The 16281-nt window shown below is 67.2% G+C and carries 19 protein-coding genes; 9 read left to right on the top strand and 10 right to left on the bottom strand.

Going from position 1 to position 16281, the window contains the following annotated elements:
* Nucleotides 1–15 precede the first annotated feature (15 nt).
* The 3 genes from GTV32_RS15315 to GTV32_RS15305 all read right to left on the bottom strand — a co-directional run bounded on the left by GTV32_RS15315 (nucleotide 16) and on the right by GTV32_RS15305 (nucleotide 2260).
* Nucleotides 16–777, bottom strand: coding sequence for an SDR family NAD(P)-dependent oxidoreductase (locus tag GTV32_RS15315; protein WP_161061046.1), 762 nt, complete (start codon nucleotides 775–777; stop codon nucleotides 16–18).
* A 106-nt stretch (nucleotides 778–883) separates the two neighbouring features.
* A complete protein-coding gene (locus GTV32_RS15310) occupies nucleotides 884–1621 on the bottom strand; it encodes a TMEM165/GDT1 family protein (RefSeq protein WP_161061045.1) in 738 nt (245 codons plus the stop codon).
* 114 nt (nucleotides 1622–1735) lie between these two features.
* A complete protein-coding gene (locus GTV32_RS15305) occupies nucleotides 1736–2260 on the bottom strand; it encodes a peptidase (RefSeq protein WP_161061044.1) in 525 nt (174 codons plus the stop codon).
* Between the two features lie 263 nt (nucleotides 2261–2523).
* Between GTV32_RS15305 and GTV32_RS15300 the strand changes: the two genes are divergently transcribed.
* A complete protein-coding gene (locus GTV32_RS15300; RefSeq protein ID WP_161062557.1) occupies nucleotides 2524–4581 on the top strand; it encodes an ATP-binding cassette domain-containing protein in 2058 nt (685 codons plus the stop codon).
* Nucleotides 4578–5327, top strand: coding sequence for an energy-coupling factor transporter transmembrane protein EcfT (locus tag GTV32_RS15295; protein ID WP_161061043.1), 750 nt, complete (start codon nucleotides 4578–4580; stop codon nucleotides 5325–5327). The genes GTV32_RS15300 and GTV32_RS15295 overlap by 4 nt, the downstream gene beginning before the upstream one ends.
* A gap of 129 nt (nucleotides 5328–5456) precedes the next feature.
* Here the strand turns inward: GTV32_RS15295 and GTV32_RS15290 are convergent, their stop codons facing one another.
* Both GTV32_RS15290 and GTV32_RS15285 read right to left on the bottom strand, forming a co-directional pair.
* The gene (locus GTV32_RS15290) at nucleotides 5457–6086 is read right to left on the bottom strand and encodes a superoxide dismutase (RefSeq protein WP_161061042.1); all 630 of its coding nucleotides are present in this window, start codon (nucleotides 6084–6086) and stop codon (nucleotides 5457–5459) included.
* Between the two features lie 183 nt (nucleotides 6087–6269).
* Complete coding sequence (locus GTV32_RS15285; protein WP_161061041.1) at nucleotides 6270–6422, bottom strand: hypothetical protein; 153 nt, start codon at nucleotides 6420–6422, stop codon at nucleotides 6270–6272.
* Between the two features lie 165 nt (nucleotides 6423–6587).
* On the opposite strand from GTV32_RS15285, the gene msrA reads away from it, so the two are divergent.
* Nucleotides 6588–7292: a peptide-methionine (S)-S-oxide reductase MsrA gene (gene msrA, locus GTV32_RS15280; RefSeq protein ID WP_161061040.1), complete on the top strand. Its 705-nt coding sequence runs from the start codon at nucleotides 6588–6590 to the stop codon at nucleotides 7290–7292.
* 3 nt (nucleotides 7293–7295) lie between these two features.
* On the top strand, nucleotides 7296–8366 hold the full coding sequence (locus tag GTV32_RS15275) for a winged helix DNA-binding domain-containing protein (RefSeq protein WP_161061039.1): 1071 nt from the start codon (nucleotides 7296–7298) through the stop codon (nucleotides 8364–8366).
* Nucleotide 8367: 1 nt separating this feature from the next.
* Here the strand turns inward: GTV32_RS15275 and GTV32_RS15270 are convergent, their stop codons facing one another.
* On the bottom strand, nucleotides 8368–9120 hold the full coding sequence (locus GTV32_RS15270) for a VOC family protein (protein WP_161061038.1): 753 nt from the start codon (nucleotides 9118–9120) through the stop codon (nucleotides 8368–8370).
* A 73-nt stretch (nucleotides 9121–9193) separates the two neighbouring features.
* On the opposite strand from GTV32_RS15270, the gene GTV32_RS15265 reads away from it, so the two are divergent.
* The 4 genes from GTV32_RS15265 to GTV32_RS15250 all read left to right on the top strand — a co-directional run bounded on the left by GTV32_RS15265 (nucleotide 9194) and on the right by GTV32_RS15250 (nucleotide 12575).
* On the top strand, nucleotides 9194–10042 hold the full coding sequence (locus GTV32_RS15265; RefSeq protein WP_161061037.1) for a S49 family peptidase: 849 nt from the start codon (nucleotides 9194–9196) through the stop codon (nucleotides 10040–10042).
* A 393-nt stretch (nucleotides 10043–10435) separates the two neighbouring features.
* Nucleotides 10436–10771, top strand: a complete 336-nt coding sequence (locus GTV32_RS15260; protein WP_161062556.1) for a rhodanese-like domain-containing protein — start codon at nucleotides 10436–10438, stop codon at nucleotides 10769–10771.
* A gap of 77 nt (nucleotides 10772–10848) precedes the next feature.
* Nucleotides 10849–11787, top strand: coding sequence for a DUF4328 domain-containing protein (locus tag GTV32_RS15255; RefSeq protein ID WP_237421551.1), 939 nt, complete (start codon nucleotides 10849–10851; stop codon nucleotides 11785–11787).
* Complete coding sequence (locus GTV32_RS15250) at nucleotides 11784–12575, top strand: glycerophosphodiester phosphodiesterase (protein WP_161061035.1); 792 nt, start codon at nucleotides 11784–11786, stop codon at nucleotides 12573–12575. The genes GTV32_RS15255 and GTV32_RS15250 overlap by 4 nt, the downstream gene beginning before the upstream one ends.
* A gap of 1 nt (nucleotide 12576) precedes the next feature.
* On the opposite strand, the gene GTV32_RS15245 is transcribed toward GTV32_RS15250, so the two are convergent.
* Together GTV32_RS15245 and GTV32_RS15240 are read right to left on the bottom strand one after the other, a co-directional pair.
* Nucleotides 12577–12831 carry a hypothetical protein gene (locus GTV32_RS15245; RefSeq protein ID WP_161061034.1) on the bottom strand — a complete coding sequence of 85 codons (255 nt, stop codon included), beginning with the start codon at nucleotides 12829–12831 and terminating at the stop codon, nucleotides 12577–12579.
* Nucleotides 12832–12861: 30 nt separating this feature from the next.
* Nucleotides 12862–13140, bottom strand: a complete 279-nt coding sequence (locus GTV32_RS15240; protein WP_161061033.1) for a hypothetical protein — start codon at nucleotides 13138–13140, stop codon at nucleotides 12862–12864.
* A 302-nt stretch (nucleotides 13141–13442) separates the two neighbouring features.
* On the opposite strand from GTV32_RS15240, the gene GTV32_RS15235 reads away from it, so the two are divergent.
* Nucleotides 13443–14432, top strand: coding sequence for a DUF5926 family protein (locus tag GTV32_RS15235; RefSeq protein WP_161061032.1), 990 nt, complete (start codon nucleotides 13443–13445; stop codon nucleotides 14430–14432).
* A 32-nt stretch (nucleotides 14433–14464) separates the two neighbouring features.
* Here the strand turns inward: GTV32_RS15235 and GTV32_RS23870 are convergent, their stop codons facing one another.
* Together GTV32_RS23870 and GTV32_RS15225 are read right to left on the bottom strand one after the other, a co-directional pair.
* A complete protein-coding gene (locus tag GTV32_RS23870) occupies nucleotides 14465–15523 on the bottom strand; it encodes a C40 family peptidase (protein WP_161061031.1) in 1059 nt (352 codons plus the stop codon).
* Entirely contained in the window at nucleotides 15457–16200 is a 744-nt protein-coding gene (locus GTV32_RS15225) for a hypothetical protein (protein WP_161061030.1), read from the bottom strand. The genes GTV32_RS23870 and GTV32_RS15225 overlap by 67 nt, the downstream gene beginning before the upstream one ends.
* Between the last annotated feature and the right edge of the window lie 81 nt (nucleotides 16201–16281).

Here is a 16281-nt window from a genome sequence, read left to right as displayed (position 1 = left end):
GGCCGAACGCGACGATCAGCGCGGCGCCATCCTGATCGCGCCGTCCATCCGGATCGTCTCTCCGTTGAGATAGTTGTGCTCGACGATCATCTGGGCGAGCTGCGCGTACTCGTCGGGGTCGCCGAGCCGCCGCGGGAACGGTATCGCCTCGGCCAGCGTCTGCTGGAATTCGGGCGTCACGCCCGCCAGCATGGGGGTCTTGATGGTGCCAGGGGCGATGGTGCACACCCGGACTCCGGCCCGGGCCAGGTCGCGGGCCGCCGAAATGGTCATCGCATGCACACCGCCCTTGGAGGCGGCATAGGCGATCTGGCCGATCTGCCCTTCGAACGCTGCGACGGAAGCCGTGTTGATGATCACGCCGCGCTGACCGTCGTGATCGACGGTCGGCTCGGCTGCCATTCGTTCGGCGGCCAGGCGCATCACGTTGAACGTGCCGACCAGATTGATGTTGATGATCTTCTGGAAGAGGCTCAGATCGTGTGGGCCGTCCTTGCCGAGGATGCGTGCTGCCCACCCGACGCCTGCACAGTTGATCGTGGCACGCAGTGGGGGAGCGGTGTCGGTGACGGTGTCGATCGCTGCCCGGACGTCGATTTCGCTGGTGACGTCGGCGGCCAGCAGCGTCACGCCAGTGACTGCTTCCGCCTTGTCGATGGCGGGCTGGAGGTCGAGGCCGAAGACCTGGGCACCCGCACCGGCGAAACGTGCGGCTGTTGCCGCCCCGAGCCCCGATGCCGCACCGGTGACCAGTACGGATGATCCGGCAACGTCCATGAGCGATCCTTTCGAGGTGCACCGGCCGCCGAATGGCCGGGCGAGCTGACGGTGTCACCGATCACACTAGACAGCGTGCCTGCGGACTCGCCCCCGGCCCGGAAAATCACCGAACGATCGTTCGGGACTCTTCGTCGCCGGTCTCGGATGCATCATCGTCGACGGTGGGAAAGGCCTGCTGCGGGGCGCGGCGCAGATGCCTGAGGTAGACCGCGCCGATGCCGAGCAGGACCACCACGGCGCTGAGCGTCGCGATCACCGTGACCGCGCCGGCCTCGGAGAGTCCCTCCCACAACAACCACGCCGCGAAACCGAAGAACAGGACGGCGGCAGCGCGTGCGATCGTCCGTTCCGGCAGATGCTTGCCGAGCAGCGCACCGATCGCGATCGCGAGCGCATCGGCGGCGACCATGCCGACCGTCGAACCGATCCACACCCCGAGCCAGTCGTTGTTGGTGGACAGCGTGATCGTCGCGAGCATCGTCTTGTCACCGAGTTCGGCGAGGAAGAACGACGACATGACGGCGAAGAACACCGATTTGCCGACCCGGTTGGCCTTGGTCGCCTCGTCGTCGTCGAGGTGGTCGCCGCGCAGAGTCCACAGCCCGAAGACAAGCATCGCGAGGCCGGCGAAGATCGACATGACGTCCGAGGGGATCGACATGCCCAGGAAGTGGCCGAAGAAGACCGACACCGCATGCACCGCCGTGGTGGCGACGGTGATGGCGAGCAACACCACCCACCAGCGATAGCGCAGGGCGTAGGTCATGGCCATCAGCTGCGACTTGTCGCCGAGTTCGGCGACGAAGATCACGCCGAAGCTCAGCAACAGGGCAGCAATCATGAACGCTAGGTTAGTGTGGCCTCACTCGCCGGAGCAACAGATTGCCGAGCCGTATTTACGCAGGTAGGAGGCTCAAAACAAAAAGTTTGGGGACCCTAATTCACAACCCGCAGGTCAGGCGGCCAGCAACATGGCGAGTACTGCGGTGTCGGGGTCGGAGTTGGGATCTATGCCGACTTGGTTGCGCAATGTGACAACCGTCCCGTCCGCTTCCGCCTCGGCCCAGCCGGCCCGGTGCTCGAGTCCGAGCTCGGGCAGCCCGGGCAGCAGAACGCATCCCGACGCGACGTCGGCACATTCCGGCAGCGACGGTCGGGTCTGCGACGGCGGATGCAGCATGACCAGGGCAGGCGGATTGGTGAGGAATCGGCCCGCCTCCACGAAACTGTCGTCGATCACGTTGCCGACCGCGAGCATCATGCCGACCGCGTCGGGTTCGGCGTCGTCGGGACGTTCTTCGACCACTCCGAAGATGGTGGTGGTCGGCAGAAAACCCGGGCGACAGGCGATGCGCACGGAGGCGACGAGTGTCTGCGTCCACTCGAGCGTGGATTCGGGCCAGCGACCCGAGATCAGGATCCCGTTGAGCTCCCCGTCGAAGTGAAACGGCGTGAGGCCGATCGGGATTGATGTGGTCATCGCTGTTCTCCCTCGTCCACAGGGCGGATCGCCGGACTCGGACCTGAGCGCGGAGATCCTGTGGAAGAAATATCCACCCGCGGTGCCGCGCAGACAACTCGAACACGACTGTTGTGACGGTTCTTTTACACGCCGTCGACGCCGAGCGGGTGTCAGCCGGGGACCACCCGAGCCACCGCGTCGCGATATGGCCGCCGCCACACCGGCGAGCCTGCGGGAACAGGCACACTGGACGGGTGAGAAATTCCGCCCCGCTGCGTCCCATGGAGATGGCATCGGTAGCCATCTTCGGTGGACTGACCGTCGCGGCGATCGTGGTCGCATCCGTGGTGCCACTGGCGACCGCGGTCGGCCTGCTGGCCCCGGTCCCGTTGGCGCTGGTCGCCGCACGCACACGTCCGCGGGCGCTGATCGCGGCATCGGTGGCGGCCACCGGCGTGAGCTTCGCGATGGCGGGCACCGGCGCCGCCGCGACCGTCCTGGGCTCGGCGCTGGTCGGCGGCATCGTCGGCGACACGAAACGTCGCGGCCGGGGCCTCGGGACCATCACCCTGGCAAGCCTGATCGCGGCCCCGATCATCGGAGGTCTGTCGGTACTCCTGTTGCTGGTCCTCGTGCCGTTGCGGACACTGGCCCTCGAGGCGCTCGGCAACACCATCGGCGGACTGGTGAAGCTCCTCGACAACTTCCCGGCACTGTCCGGGCTCGCCGATACCGTCGAGTCGCTGGGCGACAGCATGGTCGACCAGTGGTGGATCTGGATGTGGGTGTCGGGTGCCCTGGGCACCGCGCTCTCGCTCGCGGTGGCGTGGTGGCTGCTCGGTGGTGTCGTCGGACGGCTCGCAGACATCCCGAGTGAGGACACACTCGACGCCGGCGATGTCGCAGACGACGATGCGCCGGTCGGACCGCTGCCCCTGTCGATGGCGGGTGTGGGATTCCGGTACGGGCCGCGGATGCCGCAGGTCCTCGACGACATCCACCTGACTTTGGTGCCGGGCGAGTTCGTCGCAGTGGTGGGCGCCAACGGGTCCGGCAAGTCGACGCTCGCGAAGATCCTGGCCGGCCGGTCGCCGACGTCGGGTGTCGTCACCCGCCCCGGTGCGGCCGGTCTGGGTCGGCACGGCGGCACCGCGATGGTGCTGCAGCGTCCCGAGACCCAGATGCTCGGCTCGCGCGTCGCCGACGACGTGGTGTGGGGCCTACCGGCCGGCGTCGACGTCGACGTGGAAGGGCTGCTCGCCGAGGTCGGACTCGAGGGACTCGGTGGGCGCGAGACGTCAGATCTGTCCGGCGGACAACAACAGCGCCTGGCCGTCGCCGCGGCCCTCGCGCGCGAGCCCGCCCTCTTGATCGCCGACGAGGTGACCTCGATGGTCGATCCCACCGGCCGCGACGAACTCCTCGCACTCCTCGCCGACCTCCCGTCCCGGCGGGGGATGACGGTCGTGCTCATCACCCATCGCGGCGCGGAGGCCGCGGCCGCCGACCGCGTCGTCCACCTGCACCTCGGACGGGTCATCGACCATCCGCCACAGTGGGTGCCGCGGCCCGGATCCGTCGAAGAGCCTGTCGTGCCGACGATGTTCGACAGTGGGGCCGGGATGGCGACCGGCGAGCCGCTGCTGGTACTCGACCGTGTCGCGCACACCTACCTGCCGGGCTCGCCCTGGCAGGTCAAAGCGCTGCACGACGTGTCGCTGACGGTGTATCGGGGCGACGGCGTGCTCGTGGTCGGCGGAAATGGTTCGGGCAAGACGACACTCGCCTGGATCATGGCCGGGCTCATCGCCCCCACCTCCGGCACCGCCGACCTGCGCGGCAAGCCGGTGACAGGTCAGGTCGGCGACGTCGCCCTGGCCTTCCAGCACGCCCGGTTGCAGTTGCAGAAGCAGACCGTCGGCGACGAGATCATGGCCGCGGGCGGTATCGAGGTCGGAACCGCGGAGGTCGCGCGGGTCCTCGAATCGGTGGGTTTGCCGCGTGAGATGGCGGCCCGGCGGATCGATTCGCTCAGCGGTGGTCAGATGCGCCGGGTGGTACTCGCCGGACTCGTCGCGCGGCGCCCCAAGGTCCTCATCCTCGACGAACCGCTTGCCGGCGTGGATCCGTACGCGCGCACCGAGATCGTCGCGATGCTCGCCCGCCTGCGCTCCGACGGACTGACCATCGTGATCATCTCCCACGACCTGACCGACCTCGATGCGGTGGTGAACCGCCGGGTCACACTCACCGACGGCACGCTGACAACGCTGTCCGAACCGTCGACGACACCGGGGACCCCCGACTTCCAGCCCGCGTCACCGGAGGTGTCCGAATGAGCGTCCAGACAGTCCCGCTCCGGCAGGTGCCGGGTGATTCGCTGATCCACCGCCTGTGGGCGGGCACCAAGCTGATCGTCGTGATGGCGCTGGGCGTGATGACCTGGGTGCTGCCGTCGTGGCCTGCGCTCGGGCTCGTCGCCGCGGTGGTGCTGCTGACGGCCATCACCGCAGGCATCCCGATCGGCGCGATTCCCCGTCCGCCCTGGTGGTTCTGGGGCCTGATCATCGCCGGCGGCGCACTGAACCTGACGTTCGGCCCCTCTGCGCTCGTGGTCTATCTGCGTGCCGTCACGCTGGGGCTGGTGCTGGTCGCGAGTTCGATCCTGGTGATCTGGACGACGCCGATGGCCGAGGTGGCGCCCGCGATCGCGACTTTGATGCGGCCACTGCGGATTCTGCGTCTCCCCGTCGACGAGTGGGCGGTGGCGATCGCGTTGTGCCTACGCGGTCTGCCGTTGCTCATCGACGAATTGCGGATGCTGCGGGCCGCCCATCGCCTCCGTCCGTCCGCACCCTCACGCAGTGGGCATCCGGCCGCGGAAATGGGTGTGGTGGACATGATCACGGCGGCGATGTCGAGCGCGCTACGTCGCAGTGCGGAGATGGCCGAGGCGATCACCGCGCGCGGGGGCACCGGACGTCTCACCGCTTACCCCTCGAGGCCGGGGGCCCGCGACGTGGTGGTGCTCGTCGTCATCGGAATCGCTTGTGCCGGTGCGATCGTCGCGACGATCCTGCTCTGACCCGCCCTTCGTGACGCGTCCTCGCAGGCTGCTCAGGGGCCGCCGTTGTGAACGAACAGCAGCCCGCACAAGAGTTGCCGCCCGACTCGTCTTGCGAGTCGGGCGGCAACTTCTGTCGGACAGGACCGCTCAGGCAGGGACGATGAGGCCCGCACCCTTGCTCGAGGCCGTCGCGAAACGCTCGGCCGCGTCGGCCCAGTTGACCACGTTCCACCAGGCCTTGACGTAGTCCGGCTTCACGTTCTGGTAGTCGAGGTAGAAGGCGTGCTCCCACATGTCCAGCATGACGACCGGGATGATCGCCGCAGGGATGTTGCCGCTCTGATCGGTCAGCTGCAGGATGATCAGTTTGCCACCGATGGTGTCGTAGCCGAGGATCGCCCAGCCGCTGCCCTGCAGCGTGGTGGCGGCCGCGGTGAAGTGCGCCTGGAACTTGTCGAAGCTGCCGAACTGATCATCGATGGCCGCTGCGAGATCGCCCTCGGGCTTGTCGCCACCGTTGGGGGACAAGTTCTTCCAGAAGATCGAGTGGTTCGTGTGGCCACCGAGGTGGAACGCCAGGGTGGACGACAGGCCGTACACCTTGTCGGCGATGGTGCCGTCCTCGCGAGCCGAGGCGAGCTTCTCCAGTGTGGTGTTGGCGCCCTTGACGTAGGTGGCGTGGTGCTTGTCGTGATGGAGCTCCATGATCCTGCCGGAGATGTGCGGCTCGAGCGCCGCGTAATCGTACGGGAGATCCGGCAAGGTGTATTCAGCCACGATTTTCCTCTCTGAGGTGCTGTGCGTTTCTCACTGTGCGCGTGAAAAGCTGCGACGTCTGGCGTCGGTCACGCGGGTACTTCCACCCTTACCCACTGCATGGGGGATTGCAAACATTGCGGGTGAATCCACTTCAAGTGCGGTTGAAGTTCTCGATGGTGAGATCCGGTGCGGACCAGCTGTTCAGATGAGGATCAGAACGACGAGCAATGCGATGAGTCCGGCAATGCTCACCGCGGTACCGAAACACGCGGAGCGGACGTCGTACGTCGCCCTCGGCGCCGCGGGCCGACGGCTGATCGCTCGACGGAGTTCCGTGCTCGCGTGCGTTGCCATCGAAACCCTTCCTCGTCACTGGTCGCGGGCAAAAGCCGCGGGGCTGGACCGCCAGGCAGTGACCTGTAGTGACTATGGTCACACACCCGATAGTCGGTCATGATAGGCAGACCGTCAGCCATACATCAACTCCGACAGTTGCCCCGGCGAGCGTAGGATCGGGGCATGTCATGGCTTGACCAGCTACTTTCCGGACACTCCCACAAGCGTCAGCTCGTCGCGGCCGATCAGGCGCTGCCGGGCCGTGAGGCCGCGGTGCCGGTCGCGGCCGAGCATCTTCTCCTGCACCACCCGATGAAGGGTGCCACCGACCCGCACCACAACGGGATCGGTGAGTTCGGTGACGGACTCTCGGCCGTGGTCCTCGCCGGCGGATGTTTCTGGGGTGTCGAGGAGATCTTCTGGCAGGTACCGGGTGTCTACACGACGGCGGTCGGCTATGCGGGTGGCCACACGTCGAATCCCTCCTACGAGGAGGTGTGCACCGCGCGCACCGGGCACACCGAATCCGTTCTGGTGGTGTTCGATCCGTCGGTCATCGACCTCGAGGGCATCTTGAAGATCTTCTGGGAGAGCCATGACCCCACCCAGGAGATGCGGCAGGGCAACGACGTCGGGACGCAGTACAGGTCGGCGATCTACACGCTGTCGGCCTCCGATGCCGAACTCGCCAGGGCCACCGCCGAGAAGTTCGGCAAGGTTCTCGCCGATGCGGGGCTGGACCAGATCACCACCGAGATCAAGCCGCTCGCGGAAGCCGGTGACGGCCGGTTCTACTACGCCGAGGATTATCACCAGCAGTATCTCGCGAAGAACCCGCACGGTTACCGCTGCCACGCGGCCACGGGTCTGCACTACCCGGCCGCCTGATCGGTGGCCGACGAGATCAGTCCGGGGCAGTGGAACCGGACGCTGTTGCAACGTCAGCACCTACTCGAGCGGGTCGACGAGGACGCCATCGAGGTGCTCGATCGTTGCGTCGGCCTGCAGGCCCAGGATCCGAAGGCGCCGTTCTTCGGTTTGTGGTCGCGTATCAACGATTTCGATGCGGCGGAGCTCGACGGTCTGCTCGTGGACCGGGAGGTCGTCCGGATGGCGCTGCTGCGCTCGACGGTCTTCCTCATCGACGCCGAGGATGCGCGTTGGATACGGCCGATCGCGCAACCGGTGCTGCACACCGAAGTCGCGATCCACGAACGCCGACTCTCCGGCACCGCGGCCACCGACGTGCTGGCCGATGCGGCGGAGCTGCTGGCGGGGCGGGAGATGTCGGGTGCGGAGCTGGGTCGTGAACTGGCACAACGCCACCCCGACGACGACCCGTCGACGCTGGTCTCGGTGGCGAGGTGTGGTTTACCGCTGGTCCAAGTGCCACCCCGCGGTCTCTGGCGGGGTTCGGCTGCGCCCACCTATCAGCTCTTCGACGACTGGGTCGGTCCGGGCGAGCCGGCGGTGGTCGACGACGAGGCCCTCAAAGACCTGATCCGGCTCTATCTCCGAGGCTTCGGCCCCGCGACCGTGAAGGGCATCCAGACGTGGTGCGGGCGTACCCGCCTGCGTCCACTGCTGGAAGCGATGGAAGCGGACTGGGAACTCGTGATCCGGACCGGCCCGGATGGCGAGCAGCTGTTCGACCTCGACGGTCTCGACATCGTGGACGCGGATGTCCCCGCACCGGTCCGTCTCGTCGCCCCGTACGACAATGTCTTTGTCGCACAGGCAGATCGCCGTCGGATCGCCGACGACGACCGGTATCGCCGACTTCTCACCGCGAACGGCCGGTTTCCGGGATTCGTGCTCGTCGACGGCCGTCTCGCCGGCTCATGGCGTCTCGAGAGCGGTCGCGTGGTCACTGACATGATGGTCGATCTCACGCGGCGGGAACGCGCTGAGCTCGACGCCGAATGCCTACGGCTCCAACAGTTCTGCGACTCCCAGGCCTGAGTCACTCGCCGGTGCGGGGGTTACGGTCGGTGATGCAGTACCGCCGGCCGACCGGATCCGACATCACCGTCCACCGAGGGAATTCTTCGACCACCCGTGCGCCCCAGTCCTCGTGCCGTGCGACCTCGTCCTCGACCGCGGTGGCAGCGAGATCGAGATGCCCGGTGGCATATGTCGCATCGTCGTCCCGATCGTTGCGCTGCAACAGGATGCCGACGGTCAGCGCGCGGTCGCGACGTAACCGAAGCAGCTCGGGACGGCTGGTCGCCATGGTGGGCATGCCGGTGAACTCGGCCCAGAACGCCACCTCGCGTTCGTAGAGCCCGTGCGGGATGTCGATGCACACCTGGTCGATGATGCTGATGGTGTCACCAGGCCACCGGATCGGTCGCGACCGCACGGACTCGCCCTGCCAGTCGACCAGGCAGAAGACGAAACCGGCGGGCGAGGCCAATGACAAGCAGGCCGGACCGGCGTGATCGTGGACCACGGTGGCACCCAGCGCGATCGCCTCGGCGGAGGCCGATCGTGGGTCATCGACGTGGAAATCGAGGTGGATCCCACCCGAACCGGTGTCGACGCGTTGCACGCGAAGATGCGGATCCCCGTTGAAGGGTTCCAGCGAGGCGAACTCGCGGTGTTCGCCACGCGGCGGTGACACTGTGCTGCCGGCGATCGCCCGCCAGAACGTGACCTCGGCGCCGAACTGCTCTGCGGGAAAGTCGAGGAATGCGGTGAGCCATCGGATCTCCACGGGAGAAAGTCTAGTGTCGCAACCGCCGTCGCCGGGCCCGATGGGCATCGAGTCGTGGCACTACACTCGGCACATGACTCGTGGACCGTGGAACAAGGTGGCCGAGCGGGTGGCGCGGTCACGGGCCGATCGGGTGGCCGTGGTCCGTCTCGACGGGCCGATCGGCACCGGCGGGCCCGGTCGTTCCGGGTTGACCGCCGACAACGTCGAGTCGGTCTTGAAGCGCGCCTTCGACACCGAACACGTGAAGGCCGTGGTGGTGGTCATCAATTCGCCGGGTGGCTCGCCCGCGCAATCGGAGTACATCGCCGAACGAATTCGTCAGCTGTCCGCGGAGAAGGGTGTCCCCGTCATCGCCTTCTGCGAAGACGTCGCGGCGTCGGGTGGGTATTGGATCGCGTGCGCCGCTGACGAGATCTTTGCCGCGCACACCTCGATGATCGGGTCCATCGGGGTGGTGTCGTCGGGGTTCGGTCTCTCCGACGTGTTGACGCGGTTCGGTGTGCAGCGCAGGTTGTACACGACGGGCGACAACAAGGCCCGCCTCGACACCTTCTCGCCGGAGCGCCCCGAGGATGTCGAGTGGCTCAGGGCGTTGCAGGCCCAGTTGCACCAGGCCTTCACCGCGTGGGTGCGGCAGCGCCGCGGCAAGCGACTGAGCGCCCCCGAGGCGGAATTGTTCAGCGGCGACATCTGGGTTGGTAGCCGCGCCGTCGAGGTAGGTCTCGTCGATGGGATCGGGGTCATGCGTTCGGTGATCGCCGAGCGATACCCGGATGCCGAGATCACCGTGGTCGAGGCACCCAAGCCTCTTCTCGCCCGTCTGGTCGGCGGTCAGGTGAGTATGAACAGGTTGATGGAGAGCGCCGTCGCCGGAACCGTCACGGCCGTCGATCGCGCTGCCGGTATGCGCCTGCGCTGATACTTTTCCCCAACTCTCCCCAAGTTATCCACAGGATAAGCAGCGATCGCGAAGAACCTTTGACTGTGACGTGGGTCTGCACGTTGTCGAATAGTCTCAACCGTTGCGCAACCAGATCGGTGACCCGCATCACAACGGATGTGGTAGTCATCACACAACAGTGCTGCGTGTGGCCTGGTTGTCCACAGTTTCCACAGTCTCATCCACAGCTTTATGGTGCCCGATGCACACGTCGGGGGACTCGCGCAAACCGGCATGTGGATAGTTATATGCAGACCTACATAGCGCCATTTTGAACGTGTCGGACGTGTCAACTCGTGCGGCTGCAGGCCCGGCGGTTGTACACAGGGCGCGCCGCCGTCCGGGCGGCTGTGCCACCATGGATTCGTGAGCATGGGCGACATCCGGCAGGTGCCGGTCACGGAGCTGCCGGACGATTTCACGGACGAGGTGGACCGCGTCCTGCTCGATGTCCGCGAGGACGATGAGTGGGCTGCCGGTCACGTCCGGGGCGCATTGCACATTCCGCTTGGTGATGTGCCCGCCCGCATCGACGAGATCGACCTCGACGCAGACCTCTTGGTGGTGTGTCATTCGAGTGGACGGTCGATGCGCGTTCTGCAGTACCTCGCGCAGCAGGGCTACGAGGGCAGCTGTGTCCGCGGCGGCATGCTCGCGTGGGTCGAGAACCAGAAGCCGGTCGAGGCGGGGAGTGCCGGGTCGAAATGATCGACCTGTGTCCGCGGTGCCGAATCCAGGCACCGCATCGTCCGGGGCGTGACCGATGTCCGCGCTGCGGTGGTCCGTTGCGCGTCGTCGACGGCGAGCTGGTCGGTGGCCCCGCCGGCTCGCCTGCACCGCAGCACGAGACACCGGTTCCCGCGTCCGCGTCGCCGTCGAGTCATCCCTCGAGCGGCCCACGGAGCAGTCGGCTCTACCGGAGCAGGCATGTCCGGTGGGTCGCCCGCCGACCGCCCGAGGCCATCCCGGCCCGGCGTCGAACAGGGCCTTCCGGCCCGCGACCCATCCCGCGTTATGTCTATGTCCCGCGCTGGGGCCTCCGCGATGCGCCGCCGGAAGCCACCGTCGACAGTCGTGACCCGTTCGAGGAATTGACGGCCACCCTCCTCTCCGCCCTCCGGCTCCTCACTGCTGCTCTCGGATTCGCGGCGGTCGTCCACTTGCTGCGATACGTCCTGGCCGTGGTGAACAGATCGGTACCGGTGGCAGGTTGGACGGACCGGGCAACCGCGTTCCTGGTGATCTTCGGTGGGCTGGTGGCCTTCGGCGTCTTCGTTTACGCGTCCGTGGTCTTCGCACGGTGGATCATCGTGCTGCGAGCAGATGCCTACCGGCGGCACCATCTCCGTGACCCGCGGCCGCGCTGGCAGATCGCGGTGCTGGCTGCGGTCCCGCTCGTGAACGTCGCCGGGGCAGCCATCCTGCTGCATGAGGTCGCCCGGATGCGCGACGACCTCGACGCCGAACGCACGCGGAGCAGGCTCACCAAGCTCTGGGTCGCCTGGACGGTCGTCAACGTGCTCGCGCTGGTCGCAGTGGTGACACGTACGGTTGCGGCGGTGTCGGGTTCGATCCAGACGTCGGCCAACGGCCTGGCCGCAGTGGTCATCAGCTCGGCGGTCTCCGGCGTCTTCGCGTGGTGGCTCGGCAAACGCCTGCTGACGGTCTTCGGAGCGCCGCAGGACGAGCCCGTGCCGGCAAGACGCTGGGTGGCTGTCGCATGACGGGCGTGGAACAGATCTCTCGGTCAGGTAAGCCCGCCGTGGTGGCGCACCGCGGCGCGTCGGAGGCGCTGCCCGAGCACACGCTCGCGGCCTACGAGTTGGCGCTGACTCAGGGGGCGGACGGACTCGAATGCGACGTCCGGCTCACCAGCGATCACGAACTGGTCTGCGTCCACGACCGTACGGTCGACCGGACGTCGAACGGAACCGGCGTGGTGAGCGAGATGTCGCTGGCTGAGCTGCGCGACCTCGACTTCGGCAGTTGGCACCAGGCGGGCCGGCCTGCGACTGTCCTCACCCTGCGGGAGCTGCTCTCGCTCACGTTGGACTGGCGACGTCCGGTGCGGCTGTTCATCGAGACCAAGCATCCGGTCCGCTACGGGAGCCTCGTCGAGCAGAAGCTGCTGTCGCTCCTGCACGAGTTCGGTGTGGGGATGCCGCCGTCTGCGGATCACAGTCGTGCGGTGGTCATCTCGTTCTCTTCGGCCGGGGTGTGGCGGATCCGACGCCATGCACCGATGCTGCCGACGATCCTGCTCGGCGACACCGCCCGTCTGCTCGGCGGCAGCGCCGCGACGGCGGTGGGAGCCACCGGTATCGGGCCATCTGTGGAAACCCTGCGGCTCAACCCGGATCTGGTGGACCGAGCGGCTGCGGCAGGCCGCGTCACCTATTGCTGGACGGTGGACGAACAGGTCGACGTCCAACTCTGTGCGGACCTCGGAGTGCGTTGGCTCGCGACGAATCGTCCGGCGAAGGTCCGTGACTGGCTGGTCACCGTCGACTGACTCAGTCGCGTGTCCGGGCCGCGACATCGGCGATGTCGGCGGGCAGACGAACACGCGCACGGTCGGCCAGGTCGGGCAGCCCGAGCGCGTGCAGATACGTCGACCACGTGGGCCCCGGAGTGCGCAGTGCCGCAACCTCATCGAACGCGACGTCGCTGCGGGCTCTCGACGCCGCGGTGATCCGTGCGTGATCCTCGGAAGTGAAGATCTCGGCAGAACTACTGACCAACTGATTGCCTCCCCTGACAATCGCCATGTCGCACTCCGTGAGTGCGCTTCGGTTCCGCTACGCGCGCGGTTCGATCGTGTCGGTGAACGCCAACTCGCCGGTCGACAGCTTGATGGCCCACCGCTTTGCGCGGATGGGACGGGAGCCGATACGAGTCAGCGAGGCGTCGGTCTGTTCGCCGAAATCGTCCACCACGATCGCCTCCACCACGGTGCCGTCGTCGAGGGTGGCCGACACCGTGGTGCCGATGACGATCTCCGGCTCGGCCGGCGTGGGTGGTGCGGACTCCGCAGCTGGTTCGGACTCGGCCTCGCGCTTCTTCTTCAGAAGAGCCATGACTGCGCGACCTCCTCTGTACCGCGAGCGGTACCGGCCATGTCGTGCTGCTGCATGTGTCCTCCTCTGGATTCGGCGTCGAGCGCTGTGACTCCGGTGGTTGCGCGGTGATGAACGGGGTTCGCAATCGCGCGACCACTCAGGTGAACTGCATTCACTATCATAAACTACCGCCACATGGTGGTGTTCGCAGTGTGAATTCACTTCGCAATTCACGGGGCGCGAGTAGGCGCCGGATCTGAGGGCGTTGGCGAGTCCGCGGTCGTGATCTCGGCCAGGTCGCCACGTGAGAGGGTGGACAGATGGCGAAGAAGAGCAAGCGGGGCAGCGGACCGCGTCCGGGGAGCAATCGGGCCGAGCGTGTGGCGGCACGTAAGGAGCGGCAACTCGCCGCGATGGCTCCGCCGCCCAGGCCCTTTGCCGGATTGGCGGCCGAATGCGACCTGGTCGCGTTGCGCGCATTCGTCGCCTCGGCGATTGCCGACCTCCCGCTCGTCGAGCCCGGACCGACGAAGCCCGAACTGACCTCGGCGGTGCCGGACGACGCCACGCCGCAGGCGAGTTCCACACGCCCGGAAGGGGTCCGGAACGAGGTTCGGCTCGCGACGATCCTGCCCGGTGCGGTGCCGGCGTTGGTCCGCGACGCGACGAACGGACCGGAGGGGCTCGTCGCCATGCAGACCGATCCGGAGCCCGCCGACCTGCCCGGCTCCCTCGCCGACGCGATCGAGTGGGCGGCGCACGCCGAGCCGGACGCCGACTACGAGCCGGTCGGCACGGAGCGGGTTCTGACCGAGTTGCTCGACGCGGACGCCGCGCTGGATCTTGTCGTCTACGACGACTTCTCGTGGTGGTTCCCGGCCGGCTCGGACATCCCGCCGGAGATCGCCGACATGCTGGAGCGGGCCAATGACTCGATCATGCCCACCGCCCGGTTGAACCCGAAGAGCGGTGTCGGTGCACCCTGGTGGGTCGACGCCGGGGAACGCGCCCATCTGCGGTGGGTGCGGCCCGAGGACGAGGACGACCTGATGACCGCGCTGGCCCGACTGCACGCCGCGGATCGGCTGACGCTGGGAGAGGGTTCACGTTTCGCCGGGTCGTTCCGCACCCACGGGCTGCTGGTGCCGGTGTTCGACCTGGACAACGAGCTCCACCACGAGGAGTGGTACCCCGGGCTCGACCAGTTCGACGAGTGGTTGACCGAGGCGATGGCACAGACCGGTGACCTCACCACCGCAGAGCTCCGGTCGCGGGACGGTATCCGCGGCCGTCAGGTCACATTGCGGTAGCTGTCGTGGCGGGCGGGCAGCGACCGTGGTCCTCAGGCTGCGGCCGCACCGCCGGCCGCGGTCGGCCGGTACACCCCCATGTACTGCATGCCGATGTTGTCGGTTCGCATGCCGGAAATGGCCACCGGATCACCGGCCTCGATCAACGTCCCGTCGCCGAGCGCCATCGCGACGTGCCCGTCCCACACCACCAGATCGCCCGCCATCGCCTGACCGTCCGGCACGCGCTGGCCGATGGCCTGCTGATCGGCGGTCCGGGGTAGTTCGACCCCGGCCTGCCGATACGAATACTGGGTGAGCCCACTGCAATCGAGGCCCTTGCCCGGCGAGGTTCCGCCCCACACGTACGGAACACCCTGCTGGGTCAGTGCGGCGCGGACTGCGTTCGCGGCCTTCTCGTTGGGCGCAGTCACCACCTTGCCGTTCGGCAACGTCAGCCGCACGCCGCCGCCCGGTAGGCTCTCCGACGTTATCCCTTGTGCGGCAGCATCTTCGGCGCTGCCGGACGATGACGGCGACGCACCCGACAAGGACTGTCGGGCCCGGTCGAGCTGCTTGTCGCGGTCACTGAACCTGCGCTGGTCGGCGGATTGTTGCTCGGCGATCCTCTGCAGCTTCCGGGCTTCGCCGGCCACGTCAGCCCGGACCCGTTCGACGACGGACACGGCACGTCGGAGATGCTGCTCGGCCACTTGCGTGAGTACCGGCCAGCCCGCGGGGGTGAGCAATGACGGACCGGCAGCGGTGGTGATCTCCACGAAGGACTCGAGGATCGCCGCGAGATCTCGGTAGCCGCCGTTGACGATCTCACTGGCCGTCTCCATCACTGTCGCGATGTCGTTGCCCCGATCGGACGCATGAGCGGTGTCGAGGTGCATCGCCTCCATCACCTCGACGGTCCGCTCGGCCGCGCCGCCACTCCACTGATGATCGAGGGCCGCGGTGGCGGTGACTGACTGTCGCCGTACGTGATCCAGGACCTCGCTGGTCTGACGCAGCTGAGCGGACGGACCGTCGACGGGCATCAGGCCGGTGCCGAAGGAGTGCAACAACGCCTGCAGTGGCGCCAGCAGGAGCGCAAGCGGGAACATCTAGATCTGTACCTCGGGCCGAGGGCCCGCGTTGGCGCCGGAGGCCGCGCCCCGGTCACGCCGGCCGACGTCAACGAGTGGTAGAGCGTGGAGGCCGCCCCGAGTTCCTGCGCGTATCGATCCGGGAGGGCTGAGCGCTGGACCTGCTGTGCGCGGTCGCCCGGGGAGCCGGAGGTGTGGCGTAGCTGCTCGTAGTAGGACGTTGCCGCGTCATCGACGTTCGTTCGACTGCGGCCGTTGACGGTCCACGGTTCGAAGTTGCGCTGCTGGAAGACACCGACGCTGTCGCGGTCGCCGTGGTCGAGATTCTGGAGGTTCGACTCCACGATGCCGGTCGCGAGGGCGGATTTGATCTCGTCCTCTGACATGCCCATCTTCTTGCCGCGGTCGATGATGATCGTGGCGACCTGCTCGCGGGTCAGGCTCTTGCTCGACGGATCGAGACCGGACGCCGTTCGCGCCCCGCGGGATTCGCCGTCTGCCCGGGTCGATGCGCCGGCGAAGTGTCTGCCGTTCTCTGCGTCGGCTTCGGTGTAACCCGCGGAAACGCCCATCACCGCGCGGCCGACGCTCGTGTACCGCTCACCGATCTCGGTCACCTGATGGTTGTGGTTGTTGGTCACCAGGGAGGCCACCGCCATGAAGTCGGCGCCGATCACCCCGAAGACCGAGCCCATCACCGCGGTGTCGAACTCGCCTCGGTGCCCTCGACCGCGACCGTGGTCCCCCGGTCTTCGGTCTGCAGGCCGAACTTGCGA

The organism is Gordonia sp. SID5947 (assembly GCF_009862785.1).
Lineage (GTDB): Bacteria > Actinomycetota > Actinomycetes > Mycobacteriales > Mycobacteriaceae > Gordonia.
Note: the sequence above shows the minus strand (reverse complement) of the source record. Positions and strands in the feature narration are given on the sequence as shown.